This is a genomic window from Pseudomonas sp. Q1-7, assembly GCF_028010285.1.
In the GTDB taxonomy this organism is placed as follows: domain Bacteria; phylum Pseudomonadota; class Gammaproteobacteria; order Pseudomonadales; family Pseudomonadaceae; genus Metapseudomonas.
On record NZ_CP116304.1, the window covers coordinates 3,359,485 to 3,382,150 of the forward strand.

At 67.7% G+C, this 22,666-nt stretch carries 19 protein-coding genes; 10 read left to right on the forward strand and 9 right to left on the reverse strand.

The features are described 5' to 3' along the window. Positions 1–56 precede the first annotated feature (56 nt). The 4 genes from PJW05_RS15525 (at position 57) to PJW05_RS15540 (ending at position 5,546) form a co-directional block, all read left to right on the forward strand. On the forward strand, positions 57–1,664 hold the full coding sequence (locus PJW05_RS15525; protein WP_271407903.1) for a carboxyl transferase domain-containing protein: 1,608 nt from the start codon (positions 57–59) through the stop codon (positions 1,662–1,664). An 80-nt stretch (positions 1,665–1,744) separates the two neighbouring features. Beyond that, positions 1,745–2,539 carry a gamma-carboxygeranoyl-CoA hydratase gene (locus PJW05_RS15530; protein WP_271407904.1) on the forward strand — a complete coding sequence of 265 codons (795 nt, stop codon included), beginning with the start codon at positions 1,745–1,747 and terminating at the stop codon, positions 2,537–2,539. A gap of 2 nt (positions 2,540–2,541) precedes the next feature. Beyond that, complete coding sequence (locus tag PJW05_RS15535) at positions 2,542–4,485, forward strand: acetyl/propionyl/methylcrotonyl-CoA carboxylase subunit alpha (protein ID WP_271407905.1); 1,944 nt, start codon at positions 2,542–2,544, stop codon at positions 4,483–4,485. Between the two features lie 155 nt (positions 4,486–4,640). Then, positions 4,641–5,546: a hydroxymethylglutaryl-CoA lyase gene (locus PJW05_RS15540; RefSeq protein WP_271407906.1), complete on the forward strand. Its 906-nt coding sequence runs from the start codon at positions 4,641–4,643 to the stop codon at positions 5,544–5,546. 99 nt (positions 5,547–5,645) lie between these two features. On the opposite strand, the gene PJW05_RS15545 is transcribed toward PJW05_RS15540, so the two are convergent. From PJW05_RS15545 to PJW05_RS15560, 4 genes are all read right to left on the reverse strand, one after another. After that, positions 5,646–7,064, reverse strand: coding sequence for a short-chain fatty acid transporter (locus PJW05_RS15545; RefSeq protein ID WP_271407907.1), 1,419 nt, complete (start codon positions 7,062–7,064; stop codon positions 5,646–5,648). Positions 7,065–7,428: 364 nt separating this feature from the next. Next, the gene (locus PJW05_RS15550; protein WP_271407908.1) at positions 7,429–8,607 is read right to left on the reverse strand and encodes an acetyl-CoA C-acetyltransferase; all 1,179 of its coding nucleotides are present in this window, start codon (positions 8,605–8,607) and stop codon (positions 7,429–7,431) included. Positions 8,608–8,787: 180 nt separating this feature from the next. After that, positions 8,788–9,444 (reverse strand): CoA transferase subunit B, encoded by a 657-nt coding sequence (locus PJW05_RS15555; RefSeq protein WP_271407909.1) that lies wholly within the window; start codon positions 9,442–9,444, stop codon positions 8,788–8,790. A gap of 30 nt (positions 9,445–9,474) precedes the next feature. After that, positions 9,475–10,173: a CoA transferase subunit A gene (locus tag PJW05_RS15560; RefSeq protein WP_271407910.1), complete on the reverse strand. Its 699-nt coding sequence runs from the start codon at positions 10,171–10,173 to the stop codon at positions 9,475–9,477. A gap of 125 nt (positions 10,174–10,298) precedes the next feature. On the opposite strand from PJW05_RS15560, the gene PJW05_RS15565 reads away from it, so the two are divergent. Further along, positions 10,299–11,216: a LysR family transcriptional regulator gene (locus PJW05_RS15565; protein WP_271407911.1), complete on the forward strand. Its 918-nt coding sequence runs from the start codon at positions 10,299–10,301 to the stop codon at positions 11,214–11,216. A gap of 35 nt (positions 11,217–11,251) precedes the next feature. After that, the gene (locus PJW05_RS15570; RefSeq protein ID WP_271407912.1) at positions 11,252–13,207 is read left to right on the forward strand and encodes an acetoacetate--CoA ligase; all 1,956 of its coding nucleotides are present in this window, start codon (positions 11,252–11,254) and stop codon (positions 13,205–13,207) included. 101 nt (positions 13,208–13,308) lie between these two features. Here the strand turns inward: PJW05_RS15570 and PJW05_RS15575 are convergent, their stop codons facing one another. Together PJW05_RS15575 and PJW05_RS15580 are read right to left on the reverse strand one after the other, a co-directional pair. Then, positions 13,309–13,905: a DJ-1/PfpI family protein gene (locus PJW05_RS15575; protein ID WP_271407913.1), complete on the reverse strand. Its 597-nt coding sequence runs from the start codon at positions 13,903–13,905 to the stop codon at positions 13,309–13,311. A 230-nt stretch (positions 13,906–14,135) separates the two neighbouring features. Then, positions 14,136–15,335 carry a PilT/PilU family type 4a pilus ATPase gene (locus PJW05_RS15580; protein ID WP_271407914.1) on the reverse strand — a complete coding sequence of 400 codons (1,200 nt, stop codon included), beginning with the start codon at positions 15,333–15,335 and terminating at the stop codon, positions 14,136–14,138. 119 nt (positions 15,336–15,454) lie between these two features. Between PJW05_RS15580 and PJW05_RS15585 the strand changes: the two genes are divergently transcribed. After that, positions 15,455–15,733 (forward strand): peptidylprolyl isomerase, encoded by a 279-nt coding sequence (locus tag PJW05_RS15585; protein ID WP_271407915.1) that lies wholly within the window; start codon positions 15,455–15,457, stop codon positions 15,731–15,733. 78 nt (positions 15,734–15,811) lie between these two features. Here PJW05_RS15585 and PJW05_RS15590 read toward each other — a convergent pair whose 3' ends face one another. Both PJW05_RS15590 and PJW05_RS15595 read right to left on the reverse strand, forming a co-directional pair. Beyond that, complete coding sequence (locus PJW05_RS15590) at positions 15,812–16,108, reverse strand: hypothetical protein (RefSeq protein ID WP_271407916.1); 297 nt, start codon at positions 16,106–16,108, stop codon at positions 15,812–15,814. Positions 16,109–16,192: 84 nt separating this feature from the next. Further along, the gene (locus PJW05_RS15595) at positions 16,193–16,384 is read right to left on the reverse strand and encodes a hypothetical protein (protein ID WP_271407917.1); all 192 of its coding nucleotides are present in this window, start codon (positions 16,382–16,384) and stop codon (positions 16,193–16,195) included. A gap of 291 nt (positions 16,385–16,675) precedes the next feature. On the opposite strand from PJW05_RS15595, the gene PJW05_RS15600 reads away from it, so the two are divergent. The 3 genes from PJW05_RS15600 (at position 16,676) to PJW05_RS15610 (ending at position 19,657) form a co-directional block, all read left to right on the forward strand. Then, positions 16,676–17,512, forward strand: a complete 837-nt coding sequence (locus PJW05_RS15600; RefSeq protein ID WP_271407918.1) for a VOC family protein — start codon at positions 16,676–16,678, stop codon at positions 17,510–17,512. Positions 17,513–17,606: 94 nt separating this feature from the next. Further along, entirely contained in the window at positions 17,607–18,470 is an 864-nt protein-coding gene (locus PJW05_RS15605; RefSeq protein WP_271407919.1) for a glycine betaine ABC transporter substrate-binding protein, read from the forward strand. Positions 18,471–18,547: 77 nt separating this feature from the next. Further along, positions 18,548–19,657, forward strand: a complete 1,110-nt coding sequence (locus PJW05_RS15610) for an L-dopachrome tautomerase-related protein (protein WP_271407920.1) — start codon at positions 18,548–18,550, stop codon at positions 19,655–19,657. Between the two features lies 1 nt (position 19,658). Here the strand turns inward: PJW05_RS15610 and PJW05_RS15615 are convergent, their stop codons facing one another. Further along, complete coding sequence (locus PJW05_RS15615; RefSeq protein ID WP_271407921.1) at positions 19,659–22,481, reverse strand: ATP-binding protein; 2,823 nt, start codon at positions 22,479–22,481, stop codon at positions 19,659–19,661. Between the last annotated feature and the right edge of the window lie 185 nt (positions 22,482–22,666).

Here is a 22,666-nt window from a genome sequence, read left to right on the forward strand (position 1 = left end):
CCCCCTCTCCCGCCCACGGGAGAGGGGCGTAGAACGCACGACTCGGAGCGCGCCAGATGGCCATCCTGCACACCCAGATCAATACCCGTTCCCCGGAGTTCGCCCACAACAGTGCGGCGATGCTCGAACAGGTCGGCGCCCTGCACACGCTGCTCGGCCGCATCCATGAAGGCGGCGGCGCCAAGGCCCAGGAACGCCACACCTCGCGCGGCAAGCTGCTGCCCCGCGAGCGCATCAACCGCCTGCTGGACACCGGTTCGCCCTTCCTGGAAATCGGCCAGCTCGCTGCCTTCGAGGTCTACGGCGAGGACGTGCCCGCCGCCGGCGTGGTCGCCGGCATCGGCCGCGTGGAAGGCGTGGAATGCATGATCGTGGCCAACGACGCCACGGTGAAGGGCGGCTCCTACTACCCGCTGACGGTGAAGAAGCACCTGCGCGCGCAGACCATCGCCCAGCAGAACCGCCTGCCCTGCATCTACCTGGTGGACTCCGGCGGCGCCAACCTGCCGCGCCAGGAAGAGGTGTTCCCGGACCGCGAGCACTTCGGCCGGATCTTTTTCAACCAGGCCAACATGAGCGCCCTGGGCATCCCGCAGATCGCCGTGGTCATGGGCTCCTGCACCGCTGGCGGCGCTTATGTGCCGGCGATGTCCGACGAAACCATCATGGTGCGGAACCAGGCCACCATCTTCCTCGCCGGCCCGCCGCTGGTGAAGGCCGCCACCGGCGAGGTGGTGACCGCCGAAGAACTGGGCGGCGCCGACGTGCACTGCAAGACCTCCGGCGTGGCCGACCACTACGCCGAGGACGACGAGCACGCCCTGGCCCTGGCCCGCCGCAGCATCGCCAACCTCAACTGGCGCAAGGCCGGCGAACTGAACCTGCGCGCCCCGCTCGCCCCGCGCTATGCCGCCGACGAGCTGTACGGCGTGATTCCGGCCGACGTCAAGCAGCCCTTCGACGTGCGCGAAGTCATCGCCCGCCTGGTGGACGATTCCGAGTTCGATGAATTCAAGGCGCTGTTCGGCACCACCCTGGTGTGCGGCTTCGCCCACCTGCACGGTTACCCCATCGCCATCCTCGCCAACAACGGCATCCTCTTCGCCGAAGCCGCGCAGAAAGGCGCGCACTTCATCGAACTGGCCTGCCAGCGCGGCATTCCGCTGCTGTTCCTGCAGAACATCACCGGCTTCATGGTGGGCAAGAAGTACGAAGAAGGCGGCATCGCCAAGCACGGCGCCAAGCTGGTCACGGCCGTGGCCTGCGCCAGGGTGCCGAAGTTCACCGTGATCATCGGCGGCAGCTTCGGCGCCGGTAACTACGGCATGTGCGGCCGCGCCTACGACCCGCGCTTCCTGTGGATGTGGCCCAACGCGCGCATCGGCGTGATGGGCGCCGAGCAGGCCGCCGGCGTGCTCACCCAGGTCAAGCGCGAGCAGAGCGAACGCGCCGGCCACCGTCTGAGCGACGAGGAAGAGGCACGCATCAAGCAGCCGATCCTCGAACAGTACGAACGCCAGGCGCATGCCTATTACTCCAGCGCACGGCTGTGGGACGACGGCGTGATCGACCCGGCGCAGACCCGCGACGTACTCGGCCTGGCCCTCTCCGCCAGCCTCAACGCCCCGATCGAGCGGACCACCTTCGGCGTGTTCCGGATGTAACGCCCTCCTCCCCTCTCCCGCCTGCGGGAGAGGGGCCGGGGGAGAGGGAAATCCGGAAGACCATTCGAGAGCCTGACAAGATGACCGACTTCACCACCCTGCAACTGGACATCGCCGCCAACGGCGTCGCCACCCTCTGGCTCAACCGCCCGGAGAAGAACAACGCCTTCAACGCCGGGATGATCCGCGAACTCGTCCTCGCCCTGGACGCGGTCAAGGCCGCCGCCCACGTGCGCTTCCTGGTCCTGCGTGGCCGGGGCCGGCACTTCTCGGCCGGGGCGGATCTCGCCTGGATGCAGGAATCCGCCCAGCTCGACTACAACGCCAACCTCGACGACGCCCGCGAGCTGGCCGAACTGATGTACAACCTCTACCACCTCAAGGTGCCCACCCTGGCCGTGGTACAGGGCGCGGCCTTCGGTGGCGCCCTGGGTCTGATCAGTTGCTGCGACATGGCCATTGGCGCGCTGGACGCGCAATTCTCCCTCTCCGAAGTGCGCATTGGCCTGGCGCCGGCGGTGATCAGCCCCTTCGTGGTGCAGGCCATCGGCGAACGCGCCGCGCGTCGCTACGCCCTGACCGCCGAGCGCTTCAGCGGTGAGCGCGCCCGCGAACTGGGCCTGCTCGCCGAGTGCTACCCCGCCGAGGAACTGGACCAGGCGGTGGAAACCTGGACCGCCAACCTGCTGCAGAACAGCCCGCAGGCCATGAGCGTCAGCAAGGACCTGCTGCGCGAAGTCGGCAGCGGCGCGCTCTCCCCCAACCTGCGCCGTTACACCGAAAGCGCCATCGCCCGCATCCGCGTGAGCCCCGAAGGCCAGGAGGGCCTGCGCGCCTTCCTGGAAAAACGCAAGCCGTCCTGGCAGGAGCAATAACCATGATCACCACCCTGCTGATCGCCAACCGTGGCGAAATCGCCTGCCGCGTGATGCGTACCGCCAAGGCCCTGGGCATTCGCACCGTGGCCGTGCACAGCGCCATCGACCGCAACGCCCGCCACGTGCGCGAAGCCGATATGGCGGTGGACCTGGGCGGCGCCAAGCCAGCGGAAAGCTACCTGCTGGTGGACAAGCTGATCGCCGCCGCCAAGGCCAGCGGCGCCCAGGCCATCCACCCGGGCTACGGCTTCCTTTCCGAGAACGCCGGCTTCGCCCGCGCCATCGCCGACGCGGGTCTGATCTTCCTCGGCCCGCCGGCCAGCGCCATCGACGCCATGGGCAGCAAGTCCGCCGCCAAGGCGCTGATGGAAGCCGCCGGCGTGCCCCTGGTGCCCGGCTATCACGGCGAGGCCCAGGACCTGGAAACCTTCCGCGCCAGCGCCGAACGCATCGGCTACCCGGTGCTGCTGAAGGCCGCCGCCGGCGGTGGCGGCAAGGGCATGAAGGTGGTGGAGCGGGAAAGCGAGCTGGCCGAGGCCCTGGCCTCCGCGCAACGTGAAGCGCAGTCCGCCTTCGGCGACGCGCGCATGCTGGTGGAGAAGTACGTCCTCAAGCCGCGCCACGTGGAAATCCAGGTGTTCGCCGACAGCCACGGTAACTGCCTGTACCTCAACGAGCGCGATTGCTCCATCCAGCGCCGCCACCAGAAGGTGGTGGAAGAAGCCCCCGCCCCCGGCCTCTCCGCGGAACTGCGCCGCGCCATGGGCGAGGCCGCCGTGCGCGCCGCCCAGGCCATCGGCTACGTGGGCGCCGGCACCGTGGAGTTCCTGCTGGACGAGCGTGGCGACTTCTTCTTCATGGAGATGAACACCCGCCTGCAGGTGGAGCACCCGGTCACCGAAGCCATCACCGGCCTCGATCTGGTGGCCTGGCAGATCCGCGTCGCCCGTGGCGAGGCCCTGCCCATCAGCCAGGAGCAGGTGCCGCTGAACGGCCACGCCATCGAAGTGCGCCTCTACGCCGAAGACCCGGACCAGGACTTCCTGCCCGCCAGCGGCCGTCTCGCCCTCTACCGCGAAGCCTCTGCCGGCCCCGGCCGCCGGGTGGACAGCGGCGTGGCCGAAGGCGACGAGGTGTCGCCCTTCTACGACCCGATGCTGGCCAAGCTGATCGCCTGGGGCGAAACCCGCGAGGAAGCCCGCCAGGGCCTGCTGGCCATGCTCGACGAAACCGCCGTGGGTGGCTTCAAGACCAACCTGGCCTTCCTCCGTCGCGTGCTGGCCCACGCCGCCTTTGCCGACGCCGAGCTGGACACCGGCTTCATCGCCCGTCACCAGGCGCAGTTGCTGCCCGCCCCGGCCGCCCTGCCCCCGGCCTTCTGGCAGGTGGCCGCCGAGGCGTTCCGCCAGAGCGAGGCCGAGCGCGTGCGTGGCGACGACCCGCACTCGCCCTGGAGCCGCAACAGTGGCTGGCGCGCCGGCCTGCCCAGCGCGACCGACCTGCACCTGACCTGCGGCGACGAATGCCAGGTGGTACGCCTGCGCGGCGTGGCCGCCAGCCCGATCCAGCTCAAGGGCGAGCAGATCACCCTGGAACAGGACGGCCTGCGCCGCCAGCACCTGGCGATCCGCCGGGGCGAAACCCTCTACCTGGAGTGGGATGGCGAGCTGCGCAGCGTCGGCCGTGTCGACCCCATCGAGGAAGTGGAAGCCGCTCATGCCCATCACGGCGGGCTGACGGCACCGATGAACGGCAGTATCGTGCGCGTCCTGGTGGAAGCCGGGCAGAAGGTCGAAGCCGGCACCGCCCTGGTGGTGCTGGAAGCCATGAAGATGGAACACAGCATCCGCGCGCCCCACGACGGCGTAGTCAAGGCGCTGTATTGCAGCGAAGGCGAACTGGTCAACGAAGGCACCGCCCTGGTGGAGCTGGACGAGGCCTGAGTGTTCGCCGTCCCGTAGGATGCGGTAGAGCGAAGCGAAACCCATCAACCCCGCGATGGGTTTCGCAGGCTCTACCCATCCTACGGTTTACCACCCGCCCTCTTTAGGTTGGCGCCGAGGAACGAGGCCCAACACCCGAACCGAGAGATGACGCAATGAACATTCCCCGCAAGGTCCGCCTGGTCGAAGTCGGCCCCCGCGACGGCCTGCAGAACGAGAAGCAACCCATCAGCGTCGCCGACAAGGTGCGGCTGGTGGACGACCTCACCGCCGCCGGCCTCGGCTATGTCGAAGTGGGCAGCTTCGTCTCGCCCAAGTGGGTGCCGCAGATGGCCGGCTCGGCCGAGGTCTTCGCGCAGATCCAGCGCAAGGCTGGCGTCACCTACGCCGCCCTGGCGCCGAACCTGAAAGGCTTCGAGGCCGCCCTGGAAGCGGGTGTGAAGGAAGTGGCGGTGTTCGCCGCCGCCTCCGAAGCCTTCTCGCAGAAGAACATCAACTGCTCCATCGCCGAGAGCCTGGAGCGCTTCGTGCCGGTGATGGAAGCGGCCAAGGCCAGTGGCATCAGCGTGCGCGGTTACGTGTCGTGTGTGCTGGGCTGCCCCTATGACGGCGCGGTGCCGGCCGAACAGGTCGCCGCCGTCGCCGCCGAGCTGTACGCCATGGGCTGCTACGAAGTGTCCCTGGGCGACACCATCGGCACCGGCACCGCCGGCGCCACCCGCCACCTGATCAACGTGGTGGGCACCCGCGTGCCGCGCGACCGGCTGGCCGGGCACTTCCACGACACCTTCGGCCAGGCCGTGGCCAACGTCCACGCCAGCCTGCTGGAAGGCATCGCCGTATTCGACAGCTCGGTCGCCGGCCTCGGCGGCTGCCCCTATGCCAAGGGCGCCACCGGCAACGTCGCCACCGAAGACGTGCTCTACCTGCTCAACGGCATGGGCGTGGAGACCGGCATCGACATGGACAAATTGGTGGACGCCGGCCAGCGCATCTGTGCCGTGCTCGGCAAGGAAAATGGCTCGCGGGTGGCGCGAGCCATTCTGGCGAAGCGGAGCTGAGCTCGCACGTCTCGTAGGTTGGCGCCGAGCGCAGCGAGGCCCGACACCGGAAACGGCAGCGTTGGGCTTCGTGACCTCAGCCCAACCTACGGACTGACTTCAGGGCATCACCGGCGGAAGATACGCCAGGGTCGTGCCCAGCCCCCACAGCAGCACCATCACCAGCGGGATGTGTACCAGCAGCTGGACGAAGGAGAAGCCGATCAGGTCGCGCGCCTTCAGGCCCAGCACGCCCAGCAGCGGCAGCATGTAGAAGGGGTTGATCAGGTTCGGCAGCGCCTCGGCGGCGTTGTAGATCTGCACCGACCAGCCCAGGTGGTAGTTCAGCTCGTTGGCCACCTGCATCACGTAGGGCGCCTCGATGATCCACTTGCCGCCACCGGACGGGATGAAGAAGCCCAGCACGGCGGAGTACACGCCCATCAGCAGCGCGTAGGTGTCGTGGTTGGCGATCTGCACGAAGAAGGTGGAGATGTGGTGCGCCAGGGTCTGGCCGTCGACGCCTTTCACCGTGGTCATGATGGCGGCAATGGAGCCGTACAGCGGGAACTGGATCAGCACACCGGTGGTGGTGGGCACCGCGCGGGCCACCGCATCGAGGAAGCTGCGCGGACGCCAGTGCAGCAGCGCGCCGGCCATGATGAACAGCAGGTTGTAGGTGTTCAGGCCGGAAATGGCGGTGATCGCCGGCTTGCTGGCGAACTCCTGGGCCAGCCAGCCACCGGCCAGGACAACCAGCAGGATGATCAGCAGCGGGCTGTGCTCCAGCCATTCGCCCGGACGGGTCGGCTTGACCTGGGGCGGCGCGCTGAAGCTCGGGTCGATGCCACAGGCCTTGGCGTCACGGGCGCTGGCGGCGCTGGGCGCGGTCATGTAGGCGACGATCAGCGACACCACCATCAGCGCCAGCAGCATCACGCCGGATTGCCAGAGGAAGATGGTCTCGGTGAAGGGAATCACGCCGGTGATGGCGAGGATCGAAGGCGGCAGGCTGGCCGGGTTGGCCTGCAGCTGCGCGGCGGAGGACGACAGGCCCAGGGCCCAGACGGCGCCCAGGCCGAGGTAGGCGGCGGCACCGGCGGCACGGTAGTCCATCTTCAGCTCTTCGCGGCGCGCCAGGGCACGCACCAGCAGTCCGCCGAACACCAGCGAGAGGCCCCAGTTGAGCAGCGAGGCGAGCATGGAGATCAGCGCTACCCAGCACACTGCCGAACGACCGTTTTTCGGCACGCGGGCCAGCAGGTCGATCAGCTTCGAGGCCGGGCCGGAACTGGCGACCACGTAGCCGCCGATGACCACGAAGGCCATCTGCATGGTGAAGGGGATCAGGCTCCAGAAGCCGTCCCCGAACGCCTTGGCGGCCTGGCTGGCCGGCGCACCCATGGCGAGGGCAGCAATCGTGACCAGCAGCACGGCGACTGCGGCGAAGACCCAGGAATCGGGGAACCAGCGTTCCGCCCAGGCGGAGCAACGCATGGCAAAACGTGCTGATCGGCTTTCTTGTAGTGATGTGGCCATCGGGATACCTCGGGAGTTTTGTTTTTATCGGCATTCGCCCAGCCGCGACTGCGGCCGGGCGCCGGGACAGTGGTCTTGATCGAATCCGAGGGTCTTTGCCCTCTTTCTGTCTGAAACGACGACGCCACGCCCGGCGTGGGCGTGGTGAGGTCTTCTGCCCGTGGCTTTTCGGCCTTGGGCTCGTGCGTGATGGCCTTGCGTGGACCAGGTGGGCCCGGTCCGTGGGTACTTCTAGTTATGGGGTGGAGCTATCGTAGGTTGGTGCAGAGCGAAGCGAAGCCCAACGCGACGGATGTCAGATCATCGACGCTGGGCCGCTCGGCACTTGGCACCCACCTACGGGGTTACGCAATCCAACGTCGAATCAGCGCTCGATGGCCAGGGCCACACCCATGCCGCCGCCGATGCACAGGGTTGCCAGACCCTTCTTCGCATCGCGCTTGATCATTTCGTGCAGCAGGGTCACCAGCACGCGGCAGCCAGAGGCGCCGATGGGGTGGCCGAGGGCGATGGCGCCGCCGTTGACGTTGACCTTGGCCATGTCCCAGCCCAGCTCCTGGCCCACCGACAGCGACTGCGCGGCGAAGGCTTCGTTGGCTTCGATCAGGTCCAGTTCGTCCAGGCTCCAGCCGGCCTTCTCCAGGCAGCGGCGGGTGGCGCCGACCGGGCCGATGCCCATGATCGCCGGGTCGACGCCGGCATTGGCGTAGCCCTTGATCCGCGCCAGCACCGGCAGGCCCAGGGCCTCGGCCTTGTTGGCGCTCATCAGGACCACGGCGGCGGCGCCGTCGTTGAGGCTGGAGGCGTTGCCGGCGGTGACGCTGCCGTCCTTCTTGAACGCCGGCTTGAGCTTGGCCAGCGACTCGGCGGTGGTGCCGGCGCGCGGGCCTTCGTCGGTGGCGAAGGCGACCGGCTCGCCCTTGCGCTGCGGGATCAGGATCGGGGTGATCTCGTCCTTGAAGCGGCCGGCTTCGATGGCGGCGACGGCCTTCTGTTGGGAGGCGGCGGCGAAGGCGTCCTGGGCTTCGCGGCTGATGCCGTACTTGTCCACCAGGTTCTCGGCGGTGACGCCCATGTGGTAGTGGTTGAAGGCGTCGGTCAGGCCGTCGTGGATCAGGCTGTCCAGGGCCTGGGCGTGGCCCATGCGCAGGCCGGTGCGGGCGGCCGGAAGGATGTAGGGCGCCAGGCTCATGCTTTCCTGGCCGCCGGCGATGACCACTTCGGCGTCGCCGCAGCGGATCGCCTGAATGCCCAGGTGCAGGGCCTTGAGGCCGGAGCCGCAGAGCTTGTTCAGGGTCATGGCCGGCACCGCGTGGGGCAGGCCGGCGAGGACGGCGGCCTGGCGCGCGGGGTTCTGGCCGCTGCCGGCGGTGAGCACCTGGCCGAGGATGACTTCATCCACCTGCTCGCCCTTGAGGCCGGTCTGCGCCAGCAACTGGCGGATCACCGCGGCGCCCAGTTCGTGGGCCGGGATGTTGGCCAGGGCGCCCTGGAAGCTGCCGATGGCGGTGCGGGTGGCGGCGACGATGACGACGTCTTGCATGTTGGAACTCCTGCGAGTTGCGTCGGCATCGCTCGGGAATCGCCGACGGGCGATGGGCGTCGCTCCGCGATACCCATCCTACGGATCGGGCCCACACTGATGTCCAGGCGGGCCCGACAACGAGAAAAACCGCTCTGGAGGGGCCCATGCGTGGTGGCCCCCTCCAGAGCGGCAGAGCAATCAGAAGGTCATTTCGACCACGTCGTCCGGGACGATCAGGCGGCCGGCGGTCTTCTCGGCGATCTCGGCGATGCTCACGCCCGGCGCGGTCTCGCGCAGGATGAAGGCGCCGTCTTCGATCTCCAGGTAAGCCAGGTCGGTGAGCACTTTGCGGATGCAGCCGGCGCCGGTCAGCGGCAGCGAGCAGTTGTCCAGCAGCTTGGACTCGCCGTCCTTGGAGGCGTGGGTCATGGTGACGATGATGTTGTCGGCACCGGCCACCAGGTCCATGGCGCCGCCCATGCCCTTGACCAGCTTGCCGGGGATCATCCAGGAGGCGATGTTGCCCTGCACGTCCACCTCGAAGGCGCCGAGCACGGTGAGGTCGACGTGGCCGCCGCGGATCATCGCGAAGGACTCGGCGGAGGAGAAGATGGAGGCGCCCTTGATCGCGGTGACGGTCTGCTTGCCGGCGTTGATCATGTCGGCGTCCACTTCGTCTTCGGTGGGGAAGGCGCCCATGCCGAGCAGGCCGTTCTCGGACTGCAGCATCACTTGCATGCCTTCAGGCACGTAGTTGGCCACCAGGGTCGGAATGCCGATGCCCAGGTTCACGTAGTAGCCGTCTTTCAGTTCGCGGGCCACGCGCTGGGCCATCTGTTCGCGGGTCAGTGCCATGTCGGTTTCCTCGAATTCTTCTTGTCGTGATCAGGAGCGGACGGTGCGCTTTTCAATGCGCTTCTCGAAGGTCCCGCAGATGACGCGGTCCACGTAGATGCCGGGGGTGTGAATCTGCGCCGGGTCCAGTTCGCCCGGCTCGACGATTTCCTCCACCTCGACCACGGTAATGCGGCCGGCGGTGGCCACCATCGGGTTGAAGTTCTGCGCGGTGTGGCGGTAGATCACGTTGCCGAAGTGGTCGGCCTTCCAGCCCTTGACGATGGCGAAGTCACCGGTGATGGAGGGCTCGAGGATGTACTTGCGGCCATTGAACTCGCGGACTTCCTTGCCCTCGGCTACCGGGGTGCCGTAGCCGGTGGCGGTGAAGAAGGCCGGGATGCCGGCGCCGCCGGCGCGAAGTTTCTCGGCCAGGGTGCCCTGGGGCGTCAGTTCGACTTCCAGTTCGCCGCTCAGCAGTTGCTGCTCGAACAGCGCGTTTTCGCCGACGTAGGAAGCAATCATCTTGCGGATCTGGCGGTCCTCCAGCAGCACGCCGAGGCCGAAGCCGTCGATGCCGCAGTTGTTGGAGACCACGGTCAGGCCCTTGACGCCACGGCGGCGGATTTCGGCAATCAGGTTCTCCGGGATACCGCAGATGCCAAAGCCGCCGGACAGGACGGTCATGTCGTCGGTCAGGCCGGCCAGGGCCTCTTCGTAGGAGCTCACGCGTTTGTCGAGTCCGCTCATGCTGTTGCGCCTCTTGTCTTTATTGGATGCGGCGGCAGACCGCCGTTGGGTGAGGCAGAGCTTCTCCCGTCAGGACTGATTTGTTAAGTTTGTTTTTCCTAACCATTGATAACGAAAACAAATCAATGACCCTCAAACAGCTGCGCGCCTTCCTCGCCGTGGCGCAGAGCCTGAGCTTCGCCCAGGCCTGCGAGCGGTTGCACCTGTCCCAGCCGGCGCTGAGCCTGGCGATCAAGAACCTGGAGGATTCCCTCGGTGGCCAGTTGCTGGTGCGCACCACCCGCAGCGTGGCCCTGACCCCCGAGGGCGAGACGCTGCTGCCCATCGCCCGGCGCCTGCTGGCGGACTGGGACAACGCCGAGGAACTGCTACGCCAGCACTTCACCCTGCAGTTGGGCAAGGTTTCCATCGCCGCCATGCCCTCCTTCGCCGGCAACCTGCTGCCGGTGGCGCTCAAGGCCTTCCGCGACCAGCACCCGAAGGTGAACGTGGCGGTGCATGACGTGATCAACGAGCAGGTGCTGGAGATGGTGCGCAACCACCGGGTGGAACTGGGTATCGCCTTCGAGCCGGAATCCCTCGACGGCCTGGATTTCATACCGTTCTACACCGACCGTTTCGTCGCCGTGGTGCCGGGCGACTGCGCGCTGGCGCAACGCGCCGAGGTGAGCTGGGCGGAACTGCTGCAGGGCAATTTCATCGCCCTGCAGCGGCCATCTGCCGTACGCCTGCTGCTGGAGGAAAGCATCGCCGCGCAGCACGGCAAGCTGCCGGTGGCCTTCGAGAGCCACCAGTTGGTCACCATCGGCCGCATGGTGGCCCAGGGGCTGGGCGTCAGCGTGGTGCCGAGCCTGTGCCTGCAGCAGATGCAGGAGCTGGGTGGCCGCTGCATCGCCCTGCACAGCCCGCAGGTGGAGCGTCGGGTAGGCCTGCTGCGGCTGGCCGGGCACCAGCTTTCCACCGCGGCCCAGGCCCTCTGCGACGTGCTGCTGCACGTACATGACTGGAATCGCCTCGACCCGACCAGGGCCTATGCTGAATAGCAACCGGACAAGACGCCGCCGATGAGGACGCGCAGATGGATCGCCCACTGTGGACCCCAGGCCCGGCGCGGGTTGCCGCCTCCCGCATGGATGCCTTCCGCCGCCAGGTCAGCCAGCGCCACGCCCTGGACCTGCCTGACTACCCTGCCCTGCATGCCTGGAGCCTGGATCATCGCGAGGCCTTCTGGCAGGCCCTGGTGGAATTCTTCGATATCCGCTTCAGCACGCCACCGACCCGGGTGCTGGAGGAAGGGCCGACAATGCCCGGCGCGCGCTGGTTTCCCGGCGCCCGGCTGAACTTCGCCGAGCACCTGCTGCGTCGCCGCGACGACCGCCCGGCCCTGATCGCCGTCGGCGAGGACGGCAGCCGCGCGCAATTGAGCCATGCCGAGCTGGCGGCCCACGTCGCCGGCCTGCAGCAGAGCCTGAAGGCCTGCGGCGTGGGCCTGGGCGACCGGGTCGCGGCCATCATGCCGAACACCTGGCAGACGGTGGTGGGCATGCTCGCCGCCACCAGCCTGGGGGCTACCTGGTCGTCCTGCTCGCCGGACTTCGGCACCCAGGGGGTGATCGACCGCTTCGGCCAGATCGAGCCCCGGGTGCTGATCGCCGCCGCCGGCTACCGCTACGCCGGCAAGAACCTCGACCTGACTGCCAAACTCAACGAAATCCTCGAACGCATGCCCTGGCTGGAGCAGGTGGTGCTGGTGCCCTACTCCCGCCCCGAGGCGTGCCCGGCGGACCTCCGCACCGGCGCGCGGGTGGTCCTGTGGAACGACGTCTACCAGCCCGGCGGCGAACCGGACTTCACCCCGGTGCCCTTCGACCAGCCGCTGTACATTCTCTATTCCAGCGGCACCACCGGCGTGCCCAAGTGCATCGTCCACGGCGTCGGCGGCACCCTGCTGCAGCACGTCAAGGAACACGGCCTGCACGGCGACCTGACGGCCTCCGACATCCTGTTCTACTTCACCACCTGCGGCTGGATGATGTGGAACTGGCTGGTCTCCGGCCTGGCCCTGGGCGCCACCCTGGTGCTCTACGACGGCTCGCCCTTTCACCCCGGCGCGGAACGCCTGATGGACCTGATCGACGCCGAGGGCATCAGCGTCTTCGGCACCAGCGCCAAGTACCTGGCCGCCCTGGAGAAGGCCGGCGCCAAGCCGCGCCAGAGCCACCGCCTGGAGCGCTTGAAAGCCGTGCTTTCCACCGGCTCGCCGCTGTCCCACGAGAGCTTCGAGTACGTCTACCGCGACATCAAGGCAGAGCTCTGCCTCTCCTCCATTTCGGGCGGCACCGACATCGTCTCCTGCTTCGCCCTGGGCAACCCGGTACTCCCCGTGTGGCGCGGCGAACTGCAGTGCAAGGGCCTGGGCATGGACGTGCAGGTGTGGAACGAGGACGGCAAGCGGGTGTTCGGCGAGAAGGGCGAACTGGTCTGCACGCGCAACTTCCCGTCCATGCCGGTGGGCTTCTGGAACGACCCGGACGGGGCCAGGTTCAGGGCCGCCTACTTCGACACCTTCCCCGGCGTCTGGGCCCACGGTGACTACGCCGAGGAAACACCCCATGGCGGGCTGGTAATCCACGGCCGCTCCGATGCCGTGCTCAACCCCGGCGGCGTGCGCATCGGTACGGCGGAAATCTACCGCCAGGTGGAAAAGGTGGAAGACGTGCTGGAATCCATCGCCATCGGCCAGGACTGGCAGGACGACGTGCGGGTGGTGCTGTTCGTCCGTCTGCGGGATGGCGTGTCCCTCGACGACGCCCTGCGCGAACGCATCCGCCAGGTGATCCGCGCCAATACCACGCCACGCCACGTGCCGGCGAAGATCATCGCCGTGGCCGACATCCCCCGGACCCTCTCCGGCAAGATCGTCGAGCTGGCGGTGCGCAACGTGGTGCATGGCAAGCCGGTGAAGAACACCGACGCCCTGGCCAATCCGCAGGCGCTGGAGTTGTATCGGGACCTGCCCGAGCTCCAGGCTTGATAGGGGTCTGCAACCAGGCATCGCCCGACCTGACTGCCCTGGCTGGAGAAAATGCCTTGTGGGGGTGATTTCAATCGCCCCCACAGAAAAGCGGTCCCTGCCTACAGATACGGCCTGATCACACCCAATGCCCGCTCGATGAACGCCTCCTTCTCCCCCACCGGCGCCACGTAGTGCAACGCCGTGGCGCAGGCGTCCTCGCCGGCCAGCTTGGCGATCACCCAGGCGGCGAGATAGGGCGCGGACAGGCAGCCGCCGGCGGTGGCGAGATTGCCCGAGGCGAAGAAAGGCTGATCCAGCACCTGCACACCCGCCTCGATCACCCAGGGCTTGGTGGTGAGGTCGGTGCAGGCGGGCAGGTTGCCGAGCAGGCCGAGCCTGGCCATCAACAGCGCGCCGGAGCATTGCGAACCGATCAGTTGGCGCGAGGGGTCCAGGCGCAGACGGTCGAGGATGCCGCGATCCTTGGCGATATCGCGGGTCTGGATGCCGCTGCCGAATAGCACCACGTCGGCGCCATTGGCCGCCTCCAGGGGTTGCTGGGCCTGGACGCGCACGCCATTCATCGAGGTGACCCACTCGCTGGGCGCGGTGATTTCCGCCTGCCAGCCCTGCCCGCGCATACGGTTGAGCAGGCCGGCGGCGACGAAAGAGTCCAGTTCGTTGAAGCCTTCGAACGTCAGTACGGCGATTCGCATCACGACCTCCCGGATCGCATGGGGTGGGTGGTGCGAATTTAGGGAGACCGGCACATGGCCGCCATGTACAGACGAAATTAAATTTCGCGATACAGGTGAGGCCACGGACCGCTAACTTGTGGGGGCGATTTCAATCGCCAAGGGCAGCGAAGCTGCCCCAGAGGGCCCAAGGCCTGACCTTCGGCCCGGTTGGCGAATGAATTCGCCTCTACAGGATGGTGCCTGACCGCTTACCGCGGCCCCGGCTCCTCGGGTTCGCCGTCATCCAGGTCTTCCAGCTTCAGCTCCAGCCCCCAGTTGGCGGCATCCTCGGTGCGCGTCGGGGCGGCAGCCGGTGTGGGCGCCGGCTGGGCCGGAGCGGCGGCCGGGCCATCGCGGTAGAGCTTGAGCTTCAAGCGCAGGTTGTTCGCCGAATCGGCGTTCTTGATCGCTTCGTCCTCGGGAATGGCGCCCTCCACCACCAGGTCGAACAGGGCCTGGTCGAAGGTCTGCATGCCCAGGCCACGGGACTTTTCCATGATCTCCTTGATGGAGTGGAATTCGCCGCGCTTGATCAGGTCGCTGATGGTAGAGGTGCCCAGCAGCACCTCCACCGCCGCGCGGCGCTTGCCGTCCTGGGTACGCACCAGGCGTTGGGAGACGAAGGCCTTGAGGTTGTTGCCCAGGTCGTTGAGCAGTTGCGGCCGGCGTTCCTCGGGGAAGAAATTGATGATGCGGTCCAGCGCCTGGTTGGCGTTGTTGGCATGCAGGGTGGAAATCGCCAGGTGGCCGGTGTCGGCGAAGGCCAGGGCGTGCTCCATGGTTTCGCGGTCGCGGATCTCGCCGATCAGGATCACGTCCGGCGCCTGGCGCAAGGTGTTCTTCAGCGCGGCGTGGAAACTGCGGGTGTCCACCCCCACTTCGCGCTGGTTGATGATGGATTTCTTGTGCCGGTGCACGTACTCCACCGGGTCTTCGATGGTGATGATGTGCCCGCCGCTGTTGCGGTTGCGGTAGTCGATCAGCGCCGCCAGGGAGGTGGACTTGCCCGAGCCGGTGCCGCCGACGAAGAGCACCAGGCCACGCTTTTCCATGACCATCTTGAGCAACACTTCGGGCAGCTTGAGGTCTTCGAAGCGCGGGATGTCCAGCTTGATGTTGCGCGCGACGATGGACACCTCGTTGCGCTGGCGGAAGATGTTGATGCGGAAGCGGCCGATATTGGCCAGCGAGATGGCCAGGTTCATTTCCAGCTCGCGGTCGAATTCGGCGCGTTGCTCGGCGTCCATGATCGACTCGGCGATCCTCGCCACGTCGCCGGCCTTCAACGGCTCGGCGGACAGCGGCCGGAGCAGGCCGTTGAACTTGGCGCAAGGCGGCGCGCCCGTGGACAGGTAGAGGTCGGAACCATCCTGGCTGGCCAGGATTTTCAGCATGGCGGAGAGGTCCATGGGGCGTGCTCGTCCAGTGAAAGGTGAAGGCATCCGCGCGGCGGATCACCGGTGCCCAACTGTATGGCGGCAACCCGTGCTGGCACAATGAACCGATCCACAGTCCAAGAGGAATTCCCATGGCCAAGGCCCTTGCCCGCCACATCCTGGTCAAGACCGAGGAGGAAGCCGCACAACTGAAGAAGCGCCTGGACAAGGGCGAAGACTTCGCCACCCTGGCGAAGAAGCATTCCATCTGCCCTTCCGCCAAGCGCGGCGGCGACCTGGGCGAAGTACGCCCCGGCCAGATGGTGCGGGTGATCGATCAGGTGATTTTCAAGAAACCCGTGCGGGTCATCCATGGCCCGGTGAAGAGCCCGTTCGGCTACCACCTGGTGCAGGTGTTCTTCCGCGACTGAGGGCATTGCGGGGAGATGGGCACCGTCCGTGGCGCGGTGCCCATTCTAGGAGAGGGATATGACGATTCGGTTACCGGCTCACTGCAGGGTTTCGCGCGCGCAGGAACGCGAAATGTCGGTCAGCACTGCCAACTCGTCCTCGGAGGGTTTCCTGTTCTGGACGACCGCAGCCAACTGCTCGGAGGTGAAGGCTTCCTGCATCATGCCGTTGGAGCATTGGCAGTAGGCCACCGCCCTGTCCTGCGGCACCTGCCGGGCCGCACTGGCGACGCATTCCCGGGTAAATTTCTCGCCGCCACCTGCTGGCCACTCCCCCGCCAATGCCCCGAAGGCGAGGGCCTGCAGGGCCATTCCGAATAACAGAGTCTTCTTCACTGCGCGTCTCCCACCGGTTGCCTGGAGCATTCCTGTCCTGACGAACGATAGCCCGGTCTGGGGCTCCGCGTCGGACCGGCCACGTCAGCCTTCCGCCGGTTGCGCCGCGGGCAAACCCGCGTGCGGCAGCCGATGAGGGGCCTCGACCCGCTCCTGCAGCCTGAGCGCGAAGGCCAGCGCGGCCGCCCGGTCGCGGAACGGCACTGTCATGCCGAGGGTCTCCACCTGCCACTCATCCCGGCCGTTGCGGCTGACCTGTTGAATCGCGATTTCCATGCCTGGCTCCTGTCGTTCGGCACCACGGCACGGGGTATGGGCAGAAAAAAGGCCAACCTGCGGGGTTGGCCTGCACCGTAAGAGGTGGTCGATGCGTCGCCGCATCGAGAAGTGCCGTGGAAGCCGATTCAGGCTAGCGCCGGGATATGACGAACAGGCGACGGCGGCCACGCCGCGCCCCCCGACGGTGTCTTCACAGTGTTTCACAACACCTAACGCGGGTCAGTCGGCCCACAGGCCTAGCATCAAGGATGACAGCCACTGCGCCATCGCCTGCCCACGGGAGCCGTTATGTCGAACCTCAAGCCTGAACCCGCCAACGCCCCTGATGATCCCCTGCGCCGGACCCTGCTAAAGGGCGCCGGCATCCTGGCCGCCGGCAGCCTCGCCGGGTCCGCCCTCGGGCTGGCCCCGGCGGCGCGCGCGGAAACCAGCGCCGGCCTGGGCGGCCGGCTGCGCGGCGTGCAGCACTTCGGGATCACGGTACAGAACATGGACCGCGCCTTCGAGTTCTACACCGAAGTCCTCGGCGGGACCGAGGTGATGCGGGATGGCGACTTCTTCGGCGACCGCATCCAGAACACCCTGTTGCTGACCGAGGAGGTCCGGGCGGTCCGTGATGGCGTCAACCCCGTCACACTGGGGATTCCCGATCTGCGCAGCGGCGCGCAGCGCCTGGATGTCCGGTTCATCCAGTTCGATAACGTGGTGATCGAACTTCTCCAGTACCGCGACAAGGAGCAACCCACCGGCAGCGGCAAGGCCTTCGCCCCCGCGCAGGATCTCACCAGCCCGGCGTTCCCCCGCGCCATGCATGTGTGCTTCTACATCCGCGACGACGTCGACTTCAATCAGTTCGTCCGCGACCTCGAGGCGGAATCCGCCCGACGCGGCATGAGCAACGTCAAGGCCAACCGCATCGTCAGGGCGACCACCGACGAGCAGCGCCTCGGCGCGTCCCTCGACAGCAACACCAACAGGATCACCGAAGGGCCTTCCGCCGGCTGGTCGCTGATCTACTGCAAAGGGCCCGAGGGCGAGCAACTGGAGTTCGTCCAGGTGCAGGGGCACGCCAAGCAGGTTTTCGACGGCGCCTATGAATCCCGCCGCAAGCAGCTCGGCGCCTGAGCCGCGGAGCCGCGCCGCCCATCCGTGCGGATGGAACGGAGCACTTCACCGCGAGCCACCCTCCCCCAACCACGCGCCGAATCGAGGTACCGCCATGAAAACAGTCGCCTCCTCGTTCCTGCTGCTCCTGCTGGGCTGGGCCATTCCAGGCCACGCCGATCCCCAGCCGCTGGTGGTGGGCCAGGTTCATCTCAGTTTCTACACGGCCAGCGCAGCCGTGGTGACGGAAGTGCTCGATCGCCTCGGGCATCCCCTGCAGGTGGTGGAAGGCAACCACCCGGACATCTATGGCCGGCTGGGGCGCGGCGAAACGGACCTGCTGATCGCCTCCTGGTTGCCCAATGCCCACGGCCACCTGCAGGCGCCGATGGCGGATCAACTGGTGGAGGCGGCGACGCTCTACGATGACGCACGCCTGTATTGGGCGGTGCCGAGTCACGTGCCGGCCGAGGCCGTGCGCTCGATCGACGACCTGAAGAAGCCCGAGGTGCTGGCGCGCATGGACCCGCTCATCCTCGGCGTGGGGCCGGGCTCCGGCCTGATGAACGGCTCCGAGCGGATCATGCAGCGCTACGGACTGCGCACGGCGGGGTACGAGCTCCAGGTGGCGCCGGCCGCCGAGTGGTCGCAGCGCCTGGCCGAGGCCTCGGCCAACGGCCGCTGGATGGTGATGCCGCTGTGGCAGCCGCAGTACCTCAATGCGCTGTACCCCCTGCGGATACTGGAAGACCCGCAGGGCATCTTCGGCGTCGATCGGGCGGTGGTGGTGGTGCGCAAGGAGGTCTGGCAGCAGTTGCCCGAGCGCACCCGCGTGGTCCTCGGGCGTGTACGCCTGGGCGTTCCCCTGGCCACCGAGCTGGAGCGCCGAATGATGGTGGACGGCCAACCGGCCGAGCAGGTGGCCCGCGACTGGATGGCGGCGAACCCGGATACCGTCGCGACCTGGTTCCGGGAATAGCGGCACGGCAACCGGCTGGGCCCTTGCCAACCGCCTTCGAGCGCAAGGCCCGGCCTGGACACGCAGGAGAGAGTGCGATGAACACACTTAACCCCAACTGGTTGGCCACCGTTCTGGCGGCCTCCGTCTTCGTCACCGCGACCCACGCCGAGCAGCCCGAGGTAGGCGAGGTCGAGCTGGTGGCCGAATTGCACATCACCCCCGGCAATGTCACCGCCTCGAAGGACGGCCGGGTGTTTGCCAGCGTCCACGGCATGCGCCGCGGCCCCGTGCAATTGGTGGAGGTCACCGGCAAGGACAGCTATGTGCCCTTCCCGAACGACGCCTGGAACGCCAAGCCGGGCAGCGGGCAGGATGTCCTGAACACGCCCCACGGCGTGGTGATCGACAGCCGTGATCGCCTCTGGGTGATCGACCACGGCAACTGGCTGGACAAGCCCCAACCGCCGAAGCTGGTGGCCTTCGACATCCATTCGCGGGAGCTGGTCTATCGCCACGACTTCAATCGCTGGGTCGCCCCCGACGGGCAGATCCTCCAGGACCTGGCCGTCGACGGCGAGCGCGGCTTCGTCTACGCCGCCGACTGCGGCCTGGACCCGGCCATAGTGGTAGTCGACATCCAGCGCGGCACCAGCCGCCGCTTCCGGGGCCACGCATCGCTGGCCGCCGAAGACGTCGAACTGGTGGTGGAAGGCAAGCCGCTGCTGTTCCCCGGCGAGGGCGGCCGCATGGCCCCGGCGCGGGTCGGGATCAACCCGATTACCCTCTCGGCCGACGGCGAAACCCTCTACTTCGGTTCGATGAACGGCACCAGCTGGTACTCGGTGCCGGCCGGCCTGTTCCGCGAGGGGGCCGCGGACGAGCGGATCGCCGCCGCCATCGCCCGTGTCGGTGCCAAGCCGGTGTCCGATGGCGCGGCGACGGACGCCGAGGGCAATCATTTCATCACCAACCTGCCGGACAACGGGATCGACGTCCTGACCAACAAGGGCGAGCTGAAGCCGCTGGTGCGCGACGAGCGCTTCCTCTGGGCCGACAACGCCCATTTCGGCCCGGACTCCTGGCTCTACGTCGCCATCAACCAGCTCCATCGCAACCCCATCTTCACGGGCGCGGAGGACACCGGGAAACCACCGTACCTGATCGTGCGCATCTGGACTGGCACCGATGGGCAGCCGGGGCGCTAGCTCAGGTCGCTTCGAGCGCCCCCGCCAGCGCCACGAGGTCGCGCGTTTCGAAACCTTCGGTGAAGCGGGCGTGAAGGTCTTCGAGCAGCACTCGCGCGTCCTCCTTGCGCCCCTGGGCAACACGCACCCGCGCCAGACTGAGCGCGACCCGCAGCTCCCAGCCGGACGCGGACTGGCGCCTGGCGCAATCCAGGGCCTGGCACAGCGCGTCGTCGATCGCCGCAATCCCGGCCGACGGCAGGTCCAGCATCACCTCGGCGCGGGTCCGCTGCAGGTCGGGCAGGTTGAACTCGCCCCCGGTCTTCTCCGCCAGGCTGATCGCCTCCTCGATCGACGCCAGCGCGCCGATCCCGTCTCCGCACGCCTGCTGCGCCTCCGCCAGGGCCTGCAAGGCGTCCGTCCGCACCACGCTCATCTTCGGCGGCGGCAGCATGGCCAGGCACTGTTGCAGCTGTTCGGCGGCCGCCGCGAAGCGCCCCTGGTGATGCAACAGCAGGCCGTTGAGAAAGTGGATGACCTGGCGACGCACCGCCACCTTGTAGTCGATGGCGACATCCTCCATCTCCTGGATCAGCGCCTCGGCATGCTCCGTGAGGCCGTTGACGAGCAGGATGGGAAAACACAGGGTCGTGCACAGGTAGAAGGAGTCCGGGTGCCGCCGACTCTTGTCGATGGCGCCAAGTGCCAGTTGCAGCGCCTGGGTCGGCAGCCCCTGCATCCACTTGACCCGCGCCCTGCAGAGGCTGGCGACCACCTGTTCCTTGGCCTCGAAATACTGCAGCGGGCGCAACTCGTGCCCGGCCGCGCGTTCGGAGCCGGCCGAGAAACGCTCATCGGCCTCCGCCTGGCTGCCCGAAAAATGCCGGGACGCCCCTTCCATCCAGCGTGCGATGATCGCCTCGTCGGGCCCGCCGTGGGCCAGGGCCACGCGGGCGTATGCCTGGCTCACGGCCAGCGACTCGCGAAACCTGCCGTTGGCCATCAACGCCATGTGCAGACCCGCATGGAAATGGAACATCGACGCGCGGTCATCCAACTGGCGGGACAGCGCCAGGCCACGCTCCACGACAGGCGTCAGTTCGCCGTCGTAGTCGCCGCCGGCGTAATAGGTGATAGCCGTCGAGCGCAGCAGATCGAGCTCGACGCCCGTCGAACGGCAGTCGTCCGGCAGCCGCTTCAGCGCGCGTTCGCAACAGCGCTTGCATTCGCGCAGCAGCCCCAGCTCCAGCAACAGCGGGGCGGCCATGCGGCTGATCTCCGTCGCCAGCGCCAGCTCCCGCCCCTCGGCGAAGGCCCATTCCATCGCCGCGCGCACATTGCCCACGTCCGGCGCGCGCGGCGGCGCACCCGCGCTACCCGGCGCCACCTGGCCCTCGCCGTACCGGCGCAGTTGCGCGGCGTAGCACAGGGCATGGCGACGGGCGATCTCGTCACGGCACTCGAGCCTGGCCAACCGGGACGCGGCGTAGGCCCGAGTCGTCTCCAGCAGCCTGAACTGGGTTTCGCCGTGCGCCAGGCCGATGGCGACCAGCGACTTGTCCACCAGGTCCCCGATGGCCTCGCCAACCTGGAACTCGTCGATCTCCCCGTCGGTGACCACGGCCACCGCGGCATCCAGCGGGAATACCCCGCAGAACACCGAGAGCCGGTAGAGCACCTGCCGGTCCCGCTCGACCAGCAGATTGTGGCTCCAGGCGATCATCGCCTCGACCGTCTGTTGGCGCGGGCAGGCATCACGGCGCCCCTGCCAGTGCAGGGCGAACTGGCTCGCCAGCAGGTCCGCGACGCCCTGCACCCCGTAGGTTCCCACCCGGCTGGCCACCAGGCCGATCGCGTGGGGATTGCCGTCCAGGCGGCGGCAAAGTGCAGCGACTGTGGGCGCATCGTCATCACTCAGGTCGCCCCGCGCGCCCCCTTCCCGCGCGCGCTCCATGAACAGCTGGACGGCCGGCCAGAGCAGCGCCTGCAGCGCCGTCAGGCGGCCGGTGTTGGGCGGCGATGCCAGCGGGCGCAGCAAGTGGGTGAACTCATCGTTGACCCGCAGCGCTTCGCGGCTGGTGTTCAGGAAGGACACCGTTGCCGTTCCCTCGACGATGCGCGCGCAGAGGGCCGCCACGGCGGCGATCACATGCTCGCAGTTGTCGAGCACGATCAGCGTCCGCCTGCTGGCGAGGACTTCCAGCAGCCCCGGGAACAGGTCGCCGCCGGACGCGGTGTAGCCCACCGCCGAAGCCAAGGCTTCGGCGACCATCTCGGGGCCGTCCAGGACACTCAGGTCGACGAAGAAGATCGCCCCATCGAAGGCTTCGAGCAGCCCATGGGCGACCAGCACCGCGAGGGTGGTCTTCCCGGCTCCCGCGGCGCCGACCACGGTGACCAGGCGCCTGTCGAGAACCACCTGGGAGAGTTCGGCGACGCAATCCTCCCGGCCGACCGCGCCTCGCAATGGCGCGGGAAAGCCGGCGAGCGCGGGCGAGGCTTGCGACGCGCAGGGCGAGGTGGCGAGTTCGATCCGCTCGATCGCCGCGACAAAGCAGTAGCCGCGCCCCGCCACGCTGGCGATGTAGCGCGCGCCGTCGCGGCCGCATCCCAGTGCGCGGCGGACGTTGGCGATCTGCACGCGCACATTGGAGTCCTCGACCACCAGTTCCGGCCAGGCGACGGCCATCAGTTCACGATGGGTGAGCACCCTGCCGTCGCTCTCGACCAACGCGGCGAGGATGTCGTAGGCACGGCTGCCGAGGACGACGTCCACGCCGTCCTTCAGCAGGATGCGGGTACTCGGGTGCAAGCGGAACGGACCGAATGAGAAGGCGGTGCTCATGACCTGCTCTCCTGCGGCCAGTCGTGGAAACGAGCGGTAGTCGATGGCTCGGGAGGCGGTTGCCCGGAGTTGCCGACGCCGTCGGGGTTTCCGTGCGGCATCAGCCATTTGAAGTAATAGCAGCTTGGGCCGAAGGCACTTCGGCCAGGCGCGCAGAGGCAGACTGGCGGCGGCATAGCGGGACG

What these genes read in the sequence shown, in the direction of transcription:
- PJW05_RS15525 (WP_271407903.1), top strand. Translation starts at nt 57, where the DNA reads ATGGCCATCCTGCACACCCAGATCAATACCCGTTCCCCGGAGTTCGCC.
- PJW05_RS15570 (WP_271407912.1), top strand. Translation starts at nt 11,252, where the DNA reads ATGGATCGCCCACTGTGGACCCCAGGCCCGGCGCGGGTTGCCGCCTCC.
- PJW05_RS15580 (WP_271407914.1), bottom strand. Translation starts at nt 15,335, where the DNA reads ATGGACCTCTCCGCCATGCTGAAAATCCTGGCCAGCCAGGATGGTTCC.
- PJW05_RS15545 (WP_271407907.1), bottom strand. Translation starts at nt 7,064, where the DNA reads ATGGCCACATCACTACAAGAAAGCCGATCAGCACGTTTTGCCATGCGT.
- PJW05_RS15560 (WP_271407910.1), bottom strand. Translation starts at nt 10,173, where the DNA reads ATGAGCGGACTCGACAAACGCGTGAGCTCCTACGAAGAGGCCCTGGCC.
- PJW05_RS15600 (WP_271407918.1), top strand. Translation starts at nt 16,676, where the DNA reads ATGTCGAACCTCAAGCCTGAACCCGCCAACGCCCCTGATGATCCCCTG.
- PJW05_RS15565 (WP_271407911.1), top strand. Translation starts at nt 10,299, where the DNA reads ATGACCCTCAAACAGCTGCGCGCCTTCCTCGCCGTGGCGCAGAGCCTG.
- PJW05_RS15585 (WP_271407915.1), top strand. Translation starts at nt 15,455, where the DNA reads ATGGCCAAGGCCCTTGCCCGCCACATCCTGGTCAAGACCGAGGAGGAA.
- PJW05_RS15530 (WP_271407904.1), top strand. Translation starts at nt 1,745, where the DNA reads ATGACCGACTTCACCACCCTGCAACTGGACATCGCCGCCAACGGCGTC.
- PJW05_RS15595 (WP_271407917.1), bottom strand. Translation starts at nt 16,384, where the DNA reads ATGGAAATCGCGATTCAACAGGTCAGCCGCAACGGCCGGGATGAGTGG.
- PJW05_RS15615 (WP_271407921.1), bottom strand. Translation starts at nt 22,481, where the DNA reads ATGAGCACCGCCTTCTCATTCGGTCCGTTCCGCTTGCACCCGAGTACC.
- PJW05_RS15610 (WP_271407920.1), top strand. Translation starts at nt 18,548, where the DNA reads ATGAACACACTTAACCCCAACTGGTTGGCCACCGTTCTGGCGGCCTCC.
- PJW05_RS15575 (WP_271407913.1), bottom strand. Translation starts at nt 13,905, where the DNA reads ATGCGAATCGCCGTACTGACGTTCGAAGGCTTCAACGAACTGGACTCT.
- PJW05_RS15550 (WP_271407908.1), bottom strand. Translation starts at nt 8,607, where the DNA reads ATGCAAGACGTCGTCATCGTCGCCGCCACCCGCACCGCCATCGGCAGC.
- PJW05_RS15540 (WP_271407906.1), top strand. Translation starts at nt 4,641, where the DNA reads ATGAACATTCCCCGCAAGGTCCGCCTGGTCGAAGTCGGCCCCCGCGAC.
- PJW05_RS15555 (WP_271407909.1), bottom strand. Translation starts at nt 9,444, where the DNA reads ATGGCACTGACCCGCGAACAGATGGCCCAGCGCGTGGCCCGCGAACTG.
- PJW05_RS15605 (WP_271407919.1), top strand. Translation starts at nt 17,607, where the DNA reads ATGAAAACAGTCGCCTCCTCGTTCCTGCTGCTCCTGCTGGGCTGGGCC.
- PJW05_RS15535 (WP_271407905.1), top strand. Translation starts at nt 2,542, where the DNA reads ATGATCACCACCCTGCTGATCGCCAACCGTGGCGAAATCGCCTGCCGC.